Origin of the sequence: Variovorax sp. S12S4 (assembly GCF_023195515.1) — a bacterium.
In the GTDB taxonomy this organism is placed as follows: domain Bacteria; phylum Pseudomonadota; class Gammaproteobacteria; order Burkholderiales; family Burkholderiaceae_C; genus Variovorax.
The window spans coordinates 824,165-838,753 of record NZ_JALPKR020000002.1; the positions used below are offsets into that span (position 1 = coordinate 824,165).

Below are 14,589 nucleotides of genomic sequence, written 5' to 3' on the forward strand. Positions count from 1 at the left end.
CTTCCTTTTTTCGGAACGGCACCCTTGTTGAACCGGAGTCGCACTGGTCGCGGTGGACTCTCACAGGAGTTGTTATGAAATTCGTCGCTTTTGAGCGCGCCAAGCAGGGCACGGGTGCGAGCCGCCGTCTCCGCATCTCGGGCAAGACGCCCGGTATCGTCTATGGTGGTGAAGGCAAGCCCCAGCTGATCGAGCTCGATCACAACGCGTTGTGGCACGCCCTCAAGAAGGAAGCCTTCCACGCCTCGATCCTCGAAATGGAACTCGGCGGCGCCACCAGCAAAGTGCTGCTGCGCGACGTGCAGTACCACCCGTTCCGCCAGCTGGTGCAACACATCGACTTCCAGCGCGTCGATGCCAAGACCCGCCTGCACATGAAGGTGCCGCTTCACTTCAAGGGTGAAGAAGAGTCCGACGCCGTCAAGCTCGACCACAACTTGGTCACGCACGTGATGAACGAGCTCGAAGTGAGCTGCCTGCCGAGCGACCTGCCCGAGTTCATCGAGGTCGACCTCTCCAGCTTGAAGAAGAACGCCACGCTGCACGTGAGCGACATCAAGCTGCCCAAGGGCGTGAAGTTCGTGAGCCACGGCAAGCTGAACCCCGTCATCGTGTCGGCCGTGCCGCCGCTGGTCGCCGAAGAGCCGGCACCTGCCGCTGAAGGCGCAGCACCTGCCGAAGGCGCCGCAGGCCGCCGGTGGCAAGCCTGCCGCCAAGACGGCAAAGCCCGCTGCGAAGAAGTAATTCTTCTCGCGACCCTGCAAAAGGCCCGCTTCGTGCGGGCCTTTTGCTTTTGGGGCGGCGAGATAATTCCCTCATGATCAAGCTGTTTGTCGGCCTCGGTAATCCCGGGCCTGAATACGAAGCCACACGGCACAACGCAGGCTTCTGGTGGATCGACGCGCTCGCACGTGACTGGAAGCTCAATCTGGTGCCCGAGCGCAGCTACCACGGCCTTGCCGCGCGCGCGAACATCGGCGGGCAGAGCGTGTGGCTGCTCGAACCGCAAACCTTCATGAACCTGTCGGGCAAATCGGTCGCCGCGCTCGCGCGCTTCTTCAAGATTGCGCCCGAAGAAATTCTCGTGGTACACGACGAGCTCGACGTGGTGCCCGGCCAGGCCAAGCTCAAGTTCGGCGGCAGCCATGCCGGCCACAACGGCCTGCGCGACATCCATGCACAACTGGGCACCGGCGACTACTGGCGCCTGCGCCTGGGCATAGGCCATCCCGGCGTGAAGTCGGAGGTGATCAACTGGGTGCTCAAGAAGCCGCTGAAGGAGCAGCGCGAAGCCATCGAGGACGCCATCGTGCGCACGCTGCATGCGGCCCCCGCCCTGGTGGCGGGCGAGATGGAAAAGGCCACCTTGATCATTCACACGAGCAAACCGCCCCGGCCCAAACCGCCGCGGCGAGAGCCCGGCGATGGAGGCACGCCCGCCGCCACCTAGTCAGCCGGCAACGAGAGCGCGGGAGAGAAAAGGGAGAGAAATAAAAAATGAGAATTCGAGCAATTCAGACCGGGAAAACCGGCATAGCTATATTTTTTATAGCGTCAGGTGCTCTCTGGCTACCCGCCGCGGCACAGGGAAGGTCCGAAACCTACCGCTGCGGCAACACCTACACCGACCGGCCCTGCGAAGGCGGAAAACCGGTAAAGGTCGATGATGTGCGCAGCGAAGCAGATCGCCGCGCCTCGGAAGCCGGCACGCAAAAGGCCGAGGTCCGCGCCGATCAGCTCGAGCGCATTCGCCTGTCCCAGGAAAAAGAAGCCTACGAGCGCGATCGCCGCTCCGCCCACGAAGCCCGGCAGGCCGCCGTCGCCGAGCGAAAGCTCGCGTCTTCCGAGCAACTCGCGAAGGCGCGCGCCCGAAAACTCGCCTCGGAACCGCACAAGTCGAGCACGCGCTTCAGCGGGGAAACGGGAGGAAAACCGGCCTCGTCGCCGGACGGCGCGGGCGGCAAGAAAAAGCGAAGGCCGTCGTCCGGCTCAGACGCCGGCTGAAGGCACAGGCGGCCGTGGCTCCACAGCCGCGGCTGCCGCCTTGGCCGCGGCAAGCCGCTCGAACTTCTGCCACAGCGTCTCGCGGCTTTCCACGTGCTCCGGATTGATCGGGATGCACGCAACCGGGCACACCTGCACGCACTGCGGTTCGTCGAAATGGCCCACGCATTCGGTGCACTTGTGCGGGTCGATCTCGTAGAACTCCGCGCCCATGTAAATGGCATCGTTCGGGCACTCGGGCTCGCAGACATCGCAGTTGATGCATTCGTCGGTGATCATGAGGGCCATACCCGATTATCGCGAACAAGGCACGCTTGTTGCAGGAGTCGGGTTATGCTGCGCCCCGCCCCATGAGCCTGTTTATTCTCAAGCGCCTCGCCACGCTGATCGCCACGCTGATCGGCGCCTCGGTCATAGTGTTTCTTGTCCTGGAGATCCTGCCCGGCAACGCCGCGCAGTTGCTCATGGGCCCCGACGCCGCGCCGGAAGCGGTCGCGGCGCTGGCCACCAAGCTCGGCCTCGACCAGCCCGCCTGGACGCGCTACTGGCAGTGGATTGCAGGCCTCCTGACCGGCAACCTTGGCGACAGCTACGCCTACAGCACGCCGGTGCTCGACCTCATTCTTGAACGGCTCGCGCTCACCGTGCCCCTGGCACTGCTGGCGATGGCGCTGACGACCGTGCTCGCACTGCTTGTGGGCGTCACCGCGGCAGCGCGCCACAACAAGCTCGGCGACGTGGGCCTGATGGGCCTCACGCAGGTGGGCATCGCCATTCCCAATTTCTGGTTCGCGATCCTGCTCATTTTGGTGTTCTCCGTTCAGCTGCAGTGGTTCTCGGCCGGCGGCTTCGAGGGCTGGGGCGAAGGTGTCTTCGCGGGCATCAAGTCGCTGCTGCTGCCGGCCTTGTCGCTCGCGGTGGTGCAGGCGGCCATCCTTGCGCGCATCACGCGCTCGGCGGTGCTCGAAGTGATGCGCGAAGACTTCGTCCGCACTGCCCGCGCCAAGGGCGTTTCGCAGCGCGCGGTGCTCTGGACCCATGTGCTGCGCAACGCGATGATTCCGGTGGTCACGGTCATGGGCATGCAGTTTTCAGAACTGCTGGCCGGCACCATCGTGATCGAAAAGGTGTTTTACCTGCCCGGCTTGGGCCGGTTGATCTTCGAGGCCATCGGCAACCGCGACCTGATCGTCGTGCGCAACTGCGTGATGCTGCTTGCGGCCCTGGTGGTCATCGTGAATTTTGTGGTCGACGTGCTCTATGCCGTGATCGACCCGCGCATCAAGGCGAGCGACATATGAGCGCTGTACCCATTCCGAGCGCCGCGGCGCTCAAGGTTCCCGGCTTCTGGCGCCGCGCGCTGCGGCACCGCAGCTTCGTGCTCGGCGGCGTGCTCACGCTGCTCCTGCTGCTGGCTGCCGTCGTCTCGCTGGTGTGGACGCCGTGGTCGCCCTACGAGATGGACATGCCCAACAAGCTCAAGCCGCCCTCGGGTGCGCACTGGCTGGGCACCGACACCTACGGGCGCGACGTGGCTTCGCTGCTGCTGGTGGGCGCGCGGGCTTCCATCCTGGTGGGCGTGATCGCCGTGGGCATCGGCCTTGTCGTCGGCACGGCGCTGGGCCTGCTCGCCGCAGCGCGGCGCGGCTGGGTCGAAGAAGCCATCATGCGGCTCACCGATTTCTCGCTCGCCTTCCCGGCCATTCTGTCGGCCATCATGATGACGGCCGTGTTCGGCGCCGGCATCGTCAACGCGATCATCGCGATCGGCATCTACAACATACCGACGTTCGCACGCATCACGCGCGCATCGGCCAATGCCATCTGGTCGCGCGAGTACGTGGCGGCGGCGCGCGCGTGCGGCAAGGGTTCGTTCGCGATCACCATGCAGCATGTGCTGCCGAATATTTCGGCCGTGCTGATCGTGCAGATCACCATCCGCTTCGCGATTGCCATCCTCGCCGAGGCCGCCCTCTCTTACCTTGGCCTAGGCACGCAACCGCCGCAGGCCTCCTGGGGCCGCATGCTCAACGAGGCGCAGACCATGATGTTCCAGTCGCCCCTGCTCGCGGTGTTTCCGGGCATGGCCATTGCGCTGGCGGTGCTGGGGCTCAACCTGCTCGGCGACGGCCTGCGCGACCTGCTCGACCCGCGCCTGGCGAGGGCGCGTTAAAGCCATGCCTCTTCTCGAAGTCAAGGACCTGCATGTCGAGCTGCAAACGCAGCGCGGCCCCGCCGAGGCCGTGCGCGGCATCGGCTTTACGCTCGAGCGCGGCGAAACGCTGGGTATCGTGGGCGAATCGGGCTGCGGCAAATCGATCACGGTGCAATCGCTCATGGGCCTGTTGCCCGCCACCGCAAAGGTCAGCGGCAGCATCCGCTTCGACGGCACCGAGCTCGTGGGCCTGGGCGAAAAGGCCATGTGCCAGATTCGCGGCAACCGCATCGGCATGATCTTCCAGGAGCCGATGACGGCACTGAACCCGGTGCACACCATTGCGCGCCAAGTCGGCGAGCCGCTGCGCCTGCACCGCGGGCTCACGGGCGCCGACGCACGCAAGGAGGTGCTCGCATTGCTGGAGCGCGTGGGCATTCCCGATGCGGCTTCGCGGCTCGACGCCTACCCGCACCAGTTTTCGGGCGGGCAGCGCCAGCGCATCGGCATTGCCATGGCCCTGGCCTGCAGCCCCGACCTGCTCATTGCCGACGAGCCCACCACCGCGCTCGACGTCACCATCCAGAAGCAGATCCTCGAGCTCATCCAGGGGCTGGTCGCGGAGCGCGGCATGGCGCTGATCCTGATCTCGCACGACCTTGGCGTGATTGCCCAGAGCGTCTCGAAGATGCTGGTGATGTACGGCGGCAGCGTGGTCGAGAGCGGCCCGACCGAAGCCGTGTTCGCGGAGCGCGCGCACCCGTACACGCAAGGCCTGTTCGCGGCGCGGCCGGCGCTTGGTGCGCCGCGCGGCATCCGCCTGGCGACCATCCGGGGCAGCGTGCCCGAGCTGATCGACCTGCCGCAAGGCTGTCCTTTTGCGGGCCGATGCAAGTACACCGTGGATGCCTGCCACGCGACCAAGCCTGCGCCCACGATGCTGCCGCACGACCATGCGGTGCGGTGCATCCGGCTCGAAGAGATTGCCGCGGAAGGGGCCCTTGCATCATGAGTCAGTCGATCGGCACAGCGCCCCTGCTCGAGGTCACCGACCTCGTGCGCCACTACGCACTGCCGCGCGAAAAGCTCTTCGGCCCGCCGCCGCTCGTCAAGGCGCTGAACGGCGTGAGCTTCAAGGTCGAGGCGGGCCGCAGCCTGGGCATCGTCGGCGAATCGGGCTCGGGCAAATCGACCATAGCACGCTTGGTGATGGCGCTCGACACGCCGACCTCGGGCAGCGTGCGCATGCTGGGCCGCGACCTGCACCAGTTGCCCCGAAGCGAACTGCGCACGGCGCGGCGCGACTTTCAAATGGTGTTCCAGGACCCTTACGGCTCGCTCGATCCACGCCAGACGGTGGCGCGCATCGTCGCCGAGCCGCTCGAGGCGCTGGCCGAAACCAGCCGCACCGTGCAGCGCGAGCGCGCCTCGGAGGCGCTGGCCGCGGTGGGCCTGCGCACCACCGACATGGACAAGTACCCGCACGAATTTTCGGGCGGGCAGCGCCAGCGCATCGCGATTGCACGCGCGCTCATCACGCGCCCCAGGCTCATCGTGGCCGACGAGCCCGTGAGCGCGCTCGACGTGTCCGTGCAGGCCCAGGTGCTCAACCTCATGCAGGACCTGCAGCAGCAGTTCGGCATCAGCTACCTGCTCATCAGCCACGACCTCGCGGTGGTGAACCACCTCTGCGACGAGGTCTGCGTGGTGTGGAAGGGCAAGATCGTCGAACAGGGGCCGCCCGGCGAGCTTTTCAGCAACGCGCAGCATCCGTACACGCGCACCCTGCTCGACGCGGTGCCGCGCACGCCGGCAGGCGGCACGTTGCTGGCCGCCTGAGTAAACGCCGCGCAAATCCGCATCCGGGTACGTCCCGAGGAAAAAGCGCCGCTGCAGGCAAGCAGCAACGCGCCCGCTGCGAGAGAATGACTTTGGCTGCGCGCGTGGCATCTTTCGTGCTGCGTGCCCTAACTCCGCGGCGCGGCGCCTCCATTCGGGGCGCCGTGCGCGTTGAAGCAGCCAAATCGCACACCCAGTTTTTCCGGAGATCACACCGTATGCTGAATCGTCGCACCCTCCTTGCCACCGCCGGCGCCACCGTTGCCCTGGCCACCCCTGTCGCCGGCATGGCACAGGGGCGGAAGGACGCCATCGTGATCGGCATGGCGCTGGAGCCGCCGGGGCTCGATCCCACTGCGGGTGCCGCGGCCGCGATTGGGGAAGTAGTGCACTACAACATCCTCGAGACGCTCACCAAGATCAACGCAGACGGCAACGTCACGCCCCTCCTGGCCGAGAGCTGGGAAGTCTCGCCCGACCTGAAGACCTACACCTTCAAGCTCAAGCGCGGCGTCAAGTACCAGAACGGCGAACCCTTCAACGCCAACACCGTGAAGTTCGCCTTCGACCGTGCCGGTGGCGAGAAGAGCACCAACAAGGACAAGCGCACCTTCGCGAACCTGAGCACGCAGGTGGTCGACGACTACACCGTCGTCATCATCAACAAGGAAATCGACCCCGACCTGCCCTTTGTGCTGGGCCAGGCCACCGCCGCGATCGTCGAGCCCAAGAGCGCCGACACCAACGCCACCAAGCCGGTGGGCACCGGCCCCTACAAGCTCGACAACTGGGCCAAGGGCTCGTCGATCACGCTGAGCAAGTGGGATGGCTTTCGCAGCCCCGGCACCGCGAAGATCAACAAGGTCACGTTCCGCTTCATTGCCGATGCCGCCGCGCAAGCCGCGTCGCTGCTGGCCGGCGACGTCGACGTGTTCACGCGCATCGGCACGCGCGTGGTGCCGCAGTTCAAGAGCAATCCCCAGTTCCAGACCATCCTGGCCGGCTCGCGCGCCAAGACCATTCTTTCGATCAACAACAAGAAGAAGCCGCTGGACGACGTGCGCGTGCGGCGCGCCATCCTTTCGGCCATCGACCGCAAGGCCGTGATCGAAGGCGCGGCGGACGGCTTCGGCGTGCCCATTGGCAGCCACTACGTGCCGGGTGCCGCGGGCTATGTCGACACCACAGCCGTCAATCCGTTCGACATCGAAAAAGCCAAGAAGCTGCTCGCCGAAGCCGGCGTGAAGACGCCGCTCGAACTCACCATGACCCTGCCGCCGCCGCCCTATGCGCGCCAGGGTGGCGAAGTGATCGTGGCCCAGCTGGCCAAGATCGGCATCACGGTGAAGGTGCAGAACGTCGAGTGGGCCCAGTGGCTCAGCGGCACCTACGGCAACAAGGACTACGACCTGTCGATCGTGTCGCACGTGGAGCCCTTCGACCTCGGCAACTACGCCAAGGCGGACTACTACTGGGGCTACCAGTCGAAGGCCTTCAACACGCTGTTCGACAAGATCAAGTCCACGGGCAATGCGGCCGAACGCGCCAAGCTGCTCGGCGACGCGCAGAAGATGCTGGCCGCCGATGCGGCCAACGGCTTCCTGTACCAGCCGCAGTTCCCGACCATCGCAAAGAAGAACGTGAAGGGCCTCTGGAAGGAAAACCCGATCTTCGTGAACGACCTTTCGGCGTTGTCGTGGGGATGAGCGCGGACGTGTCTTCCCTCTCCTCTGCATTGAACGACCTCTCCGCCCAGGAGCTCTCCGCCGCCTACCGCGACAAGCGCCTGTCGCCGGTCGAGGTGACGCAGGCCGTCATCGCGCACATCGAGCGCTGGGAACCGAATCTGCAGGCCACCTGGCTCTTCAGGCCCGAGGCCGCGCTCGAACAGGCGCGGGCTTCGGAAGCGCGCTGGCAGCGCGGCGAAGCGCTGGGCCCGCTCGACGGCGTGCCCGCCACCATCAAGGAAAACATCGCGACCCGCGGCGACCCGATGCCGGCCGGCACGGCGGCCGTCGACCTGAAGCCGGCAGCCGCCGATGCCCCGCCGGCCGCGCGCCTGAAGGAAGCCGGCGCGGTGATCGTCAGCAAGACCACGATGCCGGACTACGGCATGCTGTCTTCGGGGCTCTCGAGCTTTCACAAGCTGGCGCGCAATCCGTGGGACCTGAGCAAGACCCCGGGCGGCTCCAGTGCCGGTGCCGGTGCAGCGGCTGCCGCGGGCTACGGCCCACTGCACATCGGCACCGACATCGGCGGCTCGCTGCGGCTGCCCGCAAGCTGGTGCGGCATCTTCACGCTGAAGCCGAGCCTGGGCCGGATTCCCATCGACCCGCCCTACATGGGGCGGGCCGCTGGCCCGATGACCCGCAGCGTGGCCGATGCCGCGCTGATGATGCAGGTGCTCTCCAAGCCCGATGCGCGCGACAGCATGAGCCTGCCGCCGCAAGACATCGATTGGGCGAGCTTCGACGTATCGCCCGAGCACTTGCGGGGGCTGCGCATCGGGCTGCTGCTCGACGCGGGCTGCGGCCTGGCGGTGGAGCCCGAGATCGAGGCAGCGGTCGAACGTGCGGCCCGCCTGTTCGAGAAGGCCGGAGCCATCGTCGAGACCATGCAACCGTTCATGTCGCAGGCCATGCTCGACGGCATGGATCATTTGTGGCGCATGCGCTCACTGGTCGACATGAAGGCCTTGCGCCCCGACCAGCGCGCCAAGGTGCTGCCCTACATCCGCGAGTGGGCGGAGAGCGCGGCCGAGTTCAGCGGCGAACATGTGTTCCGCGGCTTCAGCCAGTTCCATGCGACGCGCGTGGCGGCGGTGCAGGCCTGCGCACGGTTCGACTACGTGATCTCGCCGGTGTCGCCCAACATGCCCGCAGCCGCGGAAGCGCCTTCGCCGACCAACGACCCGCTGCGGCCGCTGGAGCACATCGGGTTCACTGTTCCGTTCAACATGTCAGAGCAGCCTGCGTCTTCAGTGAACTGCGGGTACTCGGCTGGCGGCCTGCCGATCGGGCTGCAGATTGCTGGAAAACGGTTCGACGACCTCGGTGTGCTGCGCGTGTCGCGTGCGTTCGAGCAGATTCGGGAGCCGCAGCGGGCCTGGCCTGTTCTGCTGTAGCAGTGTTGCCGCCGCTGTTCAGGGCGGCGCACCCGCCGACGGGGTACCTTTCTCCGCGAATGTCCCCCGGCCTGCGGCCTCCTCCTTTATTTCGCTGCGCAAGGCACCCCATCAGCGGGAGCGTTGCAAAGAGTGGTCGTTGATCAGCGATACACCACGAGCGTGCCCCAGTGCACAGGGCATCGGGTGCTCCCCGCAGCGAAATAAAGGAGGAGCCGAAGGCGGGGGACATTCGCGGAGGGGAGTACCCGGTGGCCTTTGCACACGCCCTGAACAGCAGCGCCCCGAAAACAGCAGCGCCAAAAACAAGCGCCCGACCACTCAAGTCGCAGCGTACCGCCCCGGCTTGTGATTGATCCACAAGAAGAGCCCCATCACCACAGCCGCCAGCACCGACCAGCCCACGCGCTGCGGCGGAATAACGAACAGCGCAAGCAGCACCACCGTGCAATCGATGCCGATCTGTACCTTGCCGGCAGGCCAGCCGCGCTTTTCCTGCAAATACAGCGTCAGCACCGTCGCACCACCCAGGCTCGCGCGATGGCGGGCGAGAAACAGGCATCCGGTGCCCAGCAGCAATCCGCCGAGCACCGCCGCGAACGCCGGGTGCAGCGAATCGATGGAGATGTAGCGAGGCGCCCAGTCGGTCATGACCGACAGCAATGCGATCGCCGAGAACGTCTTGATGGTGAAGGCCCGCCCCATGTGGCGCCATGCGAACCAGTAGAACGGCAGGTTGACCAGGAAGAACAGTTTGCCGAAGCTCACTCCGGTGGCGTAGTGCAAAAGAAACGCGACGCCGGCCGTGCCGCCCGTGAGCAGGCCCGCCTGGCCGAACAGCATCATGGCGATGGCGACGAACAACGTGCCTGAAAAGATGGCCTGCGCGTCGTCGAAGCGGGAGTGCCGCAAGAAATCCGCCGGGGTTCTGGGTTGTGGCGCGTTCATGTGAGGCAGTTTGACGCAAGTCCCGCGCCACCCCCGGGGTAGTGTCATACCAGGTGGGTCGCCAGCATTTCCCGGGCGCGGGTCACAAACTCCGTCTCGCCCCGGCGACCGGGCAAGAACTGGAACGCGACCCGGGGCAACGCCGGCAATCCGTGCGCCGGCGCCAGCCGCCCCACGCCCTCGCACACCGCAGACTCGTTCAGGCACGCGACCCCGAGCCCCGCAGCCAGTGCCGACTGCAAGCCCGCCACGCCCGACGCCACATGCGCCAGCACATACGGCACCTTGCGCCGCCGAAGCAGCGCCACGGTGTACTGGTGCAACGAGCAGGTGTCCGGCAAGGCCAGCAGCCGAAGCGGCTCGCCCTTGGCCAGCCGCATGCCGGCTGCGCCAAGCCACACGAGCGATTCACGGCGTATTACCGGCGTCTTTGGGCCCTGCTCCGGCGCAGAGGCCGCACCTGAGATATTCATCGCCAGCCCCACGTCGAATTCGCCGTTCGCATAAGCCGCCCGCAACGCGTCGCTCTTCAGGATGCTCACGTTCAGCCGCACCTGCGGATAGCTCTTGCCAAGCCGTGCCAGCAGCTGCGTGAGATCGCCAGGCCGAAAGTAGTCCGTCACCGCGAGCCGCAGCTCGCCCTGCAAGGTTTCGCCGTGCAGGTTGCGAAAGGCCTCGTCGCTGAGTGCAAGGATGCGGCGCGCATAGGCCAGCAGCCGCGTGCCCGCCTCGGTCGGCGCCACGCCGCTCTTGCTGCGCGTGAGCAAGGACTGCCCTGCCCGCTCCTCGAGCTTGCGGATCTGCTCGCTCACCGATGACTGCGAAAGAAAAACGCGCGGCGCGGCCGCCGTGAGGCTGCCGGCATCGATGACCGCGGCAAGGGTGCGAAGCTGTTCCAGGTCGAATGTCTGCATGGCTTATCCATTCGTAAATCCGATGATTACCATCGTATCTTCCCGCTTTTCCGATGGAACCGCAGTGACCAGAATAGCCCCATCGTTCACTCATTCACGGAGTTCCAAATGCCGCATATCGTTGTTCATCTCTCGGGCGAGCCCGATGCCGATCTCACCCGCAAGACCGTCGACACCGTTGCCGAGCTCACCCAGAGCGTGCTCGGCAAGCAGTTGCCGGTGATCGCCATCACGGTGCAGTACATCGCCGCCGATACGTGGTTCATCGGCGGGCAGTCGCTCGCCTCCCTTGGCAAATCGGCGTTTCACCTGGACATCAGCATCACCGACGAAACCAACACCAAGGCGGAAAAGGCGCGCTACCTGCGCGAGGTGCATGCCGCCATGGCGCGCCTGCGGCCCAACCTGCACGAGGTGTCGTACATCCACGTGATCGACGCTCGCGGCGCGGCCTATGGCTACGGCGGAAAGACGCAGGAGTACCGCCACCAGCAAGCGGGCGTTTGAAGCCCGCGGCGGGGCATGGCACCATCCGGCCATGCCCTCCGCAACCCTGCATGTCGACAGCTTCGGCAACCCGCTCACGCTCGACGACGCCGCCAGCCTGCCGCTTGTCGACGACTTCGTCATGGGCTTCGTGTCGACCGAGGCGCGTGCCGTCAACCTGCTGGCCTTGGCCGACAGCGACTCGAGCCCCCTCGTCCAGGCCTATTGCGCAACACTCCATCTCTTCGCCGAATCGCGCGATGCCGAGGCCAATGCGCGCCCCTATCTCGCCAAGGCCCGTGCCGCATCCTCGCGTGCGACCCCGCGCGAGCAACGCTACATCGCAGCGATCGAGGCCTGGGCCGACGGCGACATCGCCAGGGCCATTGCGCTGCATACGGAGCAGTCGCGCGAGTACCCGCGCGACCTCGTGTCGCTGAAGCTGGGGCAATATCACTGCTTCAATACCGGTGACTGTCCGGGCATGCTCCGGCTCGCGCTCGCCGCACTGCCGGCCGCGTCCGACGTGCCCTATGTGCACGGCATGGCCGCCTTCGGCTACGAGCAGTGCCACCTGATGCGCGAGGCCGAAGCCAGCGCTCGCCACGCCATCGGCATGTGCCGCAAGGAACCATGGGCCCACCACGCGCTGGCGCATGTGATGCTCACCGAAGGCCGGCTTTCCGAAGGCTTGGCGTTCATGCAGGCCGTGAGCGACACCTGGACCGGCCTCAATTCCTTCATGGTCACGCACAACTGGTGGCACGTGGCCCTGTTCCTCATCGAGCTCGGGCGCGATGCAGAAGCGCTCGCGGTATACGACCGCGAAGTGTGGGGCGTAGCCAAGGACTACTCGCAAGACCAGATCGGCGCGGTCTCGCTGCTGGCGCGCTTCGAGCTCGCGGGCATCGATGTCGGCTCGCGGTGGAGCGACGTAGGCCACTACCTCGTGCAGCGCCAGGCCGACCATGTACTGCCCTTTCTCGACCTGCAGTACCTCTATGGCATGGCCCGTGCGGGCCGACCCGAGGCGGATGCGCTGCTGTGCAACATCGAGGCCTACGCGCCGCGTGCACCCGTCTCGACCCGCGCCGCGTGGCAGCACATATGCGTGCCCGCCGCTCGCGGGCTTGTTGCCCATGCGCGAGGCGACTTCGCTTCGGCCATCGACGGGCTCGGCAGCGCCTTGCCTCGCCTCGTCGAAATCGGCGGCAGCCACGCGCAGCGCGACCTCTTCGAGCAGGTGTACCTCGACGCCCTCGTGCGCGCCGGCACCGAAGCCACGCTCAGGGGTGCGCAGGGCATCCTGCAGCAGCAGCTCAATGGCCAGCCCGAATCGCTGCGGCTGCGGCGCCAGGCAGGCGATGTCTATGCGCGGCTCGGGCTCGAGCAGCTGGCTTCTCGCCTTTGAGGGGCGAGCGAGGTCATGCCTTCCAGTCATGGGGCGTGTCGCAAAAGGAATTAGCGGGCACGCGGGAGCGACTTCTAAACTGGCCGCTCCACATCGATCCAGTTACGTTCCATGCAGAAATCAGTTGTCGTGCTTGCCGTGCTCGCGGCCCTGGCAGGCCTCTCTAGCGCGGCGCATGCCGCGACCGATGCCCCCGTCGAACTCGACCTGCTGCTGCGCGGCGGCACCGTCTACACGGGCGATTCGAATGAGCCCGTGGTGGGCGATGTCGGCATCGTGGGCGACCGCATCGTCTTCGCGGGCAGGAAGGCACCTGCACAGTTCGTTGCGCGGCGAACCATCGACGCGACCGGCATGGTCGTGGCACCAGGCTTCATCGACGCGCACACCCACGCCGATGCCGACCTCCATTCCACAGATCCGCGCAAGCGCCTGAACATTCCTTTCCTGACCCAAGGCGTGACCACGGCGGTGATCGGCAATGACGGTTTCGGCGGCTTCGACATTGCCGCACAGACCCAGCGCCTGCGGTCGGCACCCGTTGGAACCAACGTTGCCATGTACGTTGGCTTCGGCCCGGTGCGCATCGACCAGTTGGGCGAAGCCAATCGCGCGCCGACGCCCGAACAGCTCGACGCCATGCGCCGGCACGTGAGCCGGGCCATGTGCGATGGCGCGCTGGGGCTGTCGACCGGGCTTTTCTATCCGCCGCAGAATTTCTCGAAGACCGAGGAAGTCATCGAACTCGCGAAGGTCGCCGCCCGTCACGGCGGGCTCTACGACAGCCACATCCGCGATGAGTCGATGTACAACATCGGGCTCAAGGGCTCCATTGAAGAGGTGATTCGCATCGGCCATGAGGCACGCCTGCCGGTGCACGTGGCCCACATCAAGGCATTGGGCGTGGATGTGCAGGGCCAAAGCGGTGACATCATCCGCCGCATCGAGAAAGAGCGTGCCGCCGGTCTCGACATCACCGCCGACCACTATCCATGGACGGCGTCGAGCACACGCTTTTCGGCGGCGCTGGTGCCGCCCTGGGCAGTCGACGGCGGGCGCGAGGCAATGCTCAAGCGCTTCAACGATGCGGCCGTCCAGGAGCGCCTGCGAACCGGCATGCGCGAGAACCTGCGCCTGCGTGGCGGTCCGGAGACCATCCTGTTTTCAGCCGGCAGCACCAAGTACGTGGGCAAGACGCTGGCCGATGTGGCCACGGCCTCGAACGCTGACCCGGTGGATGCCGCCATTGCCGTGCTACGTGACGGCGACCTGAACATCGCCTCGTTCAACCAGAGCGACGACGACGTGCGCGCATTCATGAAGCGGCCGTGGGTCATGACGTCGTCCGACTCCTCGCTAGGCCATCCGCGCGCCTACGGCACCTTTGCACGCAAGTACGAGCAGTACGTGGTGAAGGAGCACACGATCTCGCTGGGGCAGTTCATTCGCAGCAGCTCGTCGCTGCCCGCCGACACGCTGGGGCTGAAACAACGCGGGCACCTGCGGCCCGGCTACTACGCCGACGTGGTCGTGTTCGATCCCGCGCGTTATGCCGCCAAGGCCACGTACACCCAACCGACACTGCTGTCCGAGGGCGTGATCACTGTGCTGGTGAACGGCCGCCTGGCGGTAGACGCCGGCAAGCCCACGGGCATTGGTGCCGGCCAGCCTCTGCTGCGCACGCCGAAAGCCGGCAGCTGCACCTGAG

14 protein-coding genes and 1 pseudogene are annotated in these 14,589 nt (G+C 66.1%); 12 read left to right on the plus strand and 3 right to left on the minus strand.

Translation table 11 applies throughout. The features are described from left to right. The first annotated feature begins 74 nt into the window (after positions 1 to 74). The 3 genes and pseudogenes from M0765_RS04355 to M0765_RS04365 all read left to right on the plus strand — a co-directional run bounded on the left by M0765_RS04355 (position 75) and on the right by M0765_RS04365 (position 2,004). Positions 75 to 744, plus strand: a pseudogene (locus tag M0765_RS04355) (50S ribosomal protein L25/general stress protein Ctc). 73 nt (positions 745 to 817) lie between these two features. Then, positions 818 to 1,450 carry an aminoacyl-tRNA hydrolase gene (gene pth, locus M0765_RS04360; RefSeq protein WP_258502215.1) on the plus strand — a complete coding sequence of 211 codons (633 nt, stop codon included), beginning with the start codon at positions 818 to 820 and terminating at the stop codon, positions 1,448 to 1,450. A 47-nt stretch (positions 1,451 to 1,497) separates the two neighbouring features. Next, positions 1,498 to 2,004 (plus strand): hypothetical protein, encoded by a 507-nt coding sequence (locus M0765_RS04365; RefSeq protein WP_258502217.1) that lies wholly within the window; start codon positions 1,498 to 1,500, stop codon positions 2,002 to 2,004. On the opposite strand, the gene M0765_RS04370 is transcribed toward M0765_RS04365, so the two are convergent. Then, complete coding sequence (locus tag M0765_RS04370) at positions 1,990 to 2,292, minus strand: YfhL family 4Fe-4S dicluster ferredoxin (protein WP_258502219.1); 303 nt, start codon at positions 2,290 to 2,292, stop codon at positions 1,990 to 1,992. The genes M0765_RS04365 and M0765_RS04370 overlap by 15 nt on opposite strands. A gap of 62 nt (positions 2,293 to 2,354) precedes the next feature. On the opposite strand from M0765_RS04370, the gene M0765_RS04375 reads away from it, so the two are divergent. From M0765_RS04375 to M0765_RS04400, 6 genes are all read left to right on the plus strand, one after another. Further along, the gene (locus M0765_RS04375; protein WP_258502221.1) at positions 2,355 to 3,305 is read left to right on the plus strand and encodes an ABC transporter permease; all 951 of its coding nucleotides are present in this window, start codon (positions 2,355 to 2,357) and stop codon (positions 3,303 to 3,305) included. Next, on the plus strand, positions 3,302 to 4,177 hold the full coding sequence (locus tag M0765_RS04380) for an ABC transporter permease (protein WP_258502223.1): 876 nt from the start codon (positions 3,302 to 3,304) through the stop codon (positions 4,175 to 4,177). Before M0765_RS04375 ends, M0765_RS04380 begins: the two co-directional genes overlap by 4 nt. A 4-nt stretch (positions 4,178 to 4,181) precedes the next feature. Next, positions 4,182 to 5,171 (plus strand): ABC transporter ATP-binding protein, encoded by a 990-nt coding sequence (locus M0765_RS04385; RefSeq protein ID WP_258502224.1) that lies wholly within the window; start codon positions 4,182 to 4,184, stop codon positions 5,169 to 5,171. Beyond that, positions 5,168 to 5,998, plus strand: a complete 831-nt coding sequence (locus M0765_RS04390) for an ATP-binding cassette domain-containing protein (protein WP_258502226.1) — start codon at positions 5,168 to 5,170, stop codon at positions 5,996 to 5,998. Before M0765_RS04385 ends, M0765_RS04390 begins: the two co-directional genes overlap by 4 nt. 218 nt (positions 5,999 to 6,216) lie before the next feature. Further along, entirely contained in the window at positions 6,217 to 7,704 is a 1,488-nt protein-coding gene (locus tag M0765_RS04395; protein ID WP_258502227.1) for an ABC transporter substrate-binding protein, read from the plus strand. Continuing rightward, positions 7,701 to 9,122, plus strand: a complete 1,422-nt coding sequence (locus M0765_RS04400) for an amidase (RefSeq protein WP_258502228.1) — start codon at positions 7,701 to 7,703, stop codon at positions 9,120 to 9,122. The genes M0765_RS04395 and M0765_RS04400 overlap by 4 nt, the downstream gene beginning before the upstream one ends. Before the next feature lie 321 nt (positions 9,123 to 9,443). On the opposite strand, the gene M0765_RS04405 is transcribed toward M0765_RS04400, so the two are convergent. Continuing rightward, complete coding sequence (locus M0765_RS04405; RefSeq protein ID WP_258502230.1) at positions 9,444 to 10,070, minus strand: YitT family protein; 627 nt, start codon at positions 10,068 to 10,070, stop codon at positions 9,444 to 9,446. A gap of 44 nt (positions 10,071 to 10,114) precedes the next feature. Then, positions 10,115 to 10,984 (minus strand): LysR family transcriptional regulator, encoded by an 870-nt coding sequence (locus M0765_RS04410; RefSeq protein WP_258502232.1) that lies wholly within the window; start codon positions 10,982 to 10,984, stop codon positions 10,115 to 10,117. Positions 10,985 to 11,092: 108 nt separating this feature from the next. Here M0765_RS04410 and M0765_RS04415 point away from each other — a divergent pair, with 108 nt between their 5' ends. The 3 genes from M0765_RS04415 (at position 11,093) to M0765_RS04425 (ending at position 14,588) form a co-directional block, all read left to right on the plus strand. Continuing rightward, on the plus strand, positions 11,093 to 11,491 hold the full coding sequence (locus tag M0765_RS04415; RefSeq protein WP_258502234.1) for a tautomerase family protein: 399 nt from the start codon (positions 11,093 to 11,095) through the stop codon (positions 11,489 to 11,491). A gap of 31 nt (positions 11,492 to 11,522) precedes the next feature. After that, positions 11,523 to 12,881, plus strand: a complete 1,359-nt coding sequence (locus M0765_RS04420) for a tetratricopeptide repeat protein (protein ID WP_258502236.1) — start codon at positions 11,523 to 11,525, stop codon at positions 12,879 to 12,881. 111 nt (positions 12,882 to 12,992) lie between these two features. Further along, a complete protein-coding gene (locus tag M0765_RS04425) occupies positions 12,993 to 14,588 on the plus strand; it encodes an N-acyl-D-amino-acid deacylase family protein (RefSeq protein ID WP_258502237.1) in 1,596 nt (531 codons plus the stop codon). Position 14,589: the final 1 nt, after the last annotated feature.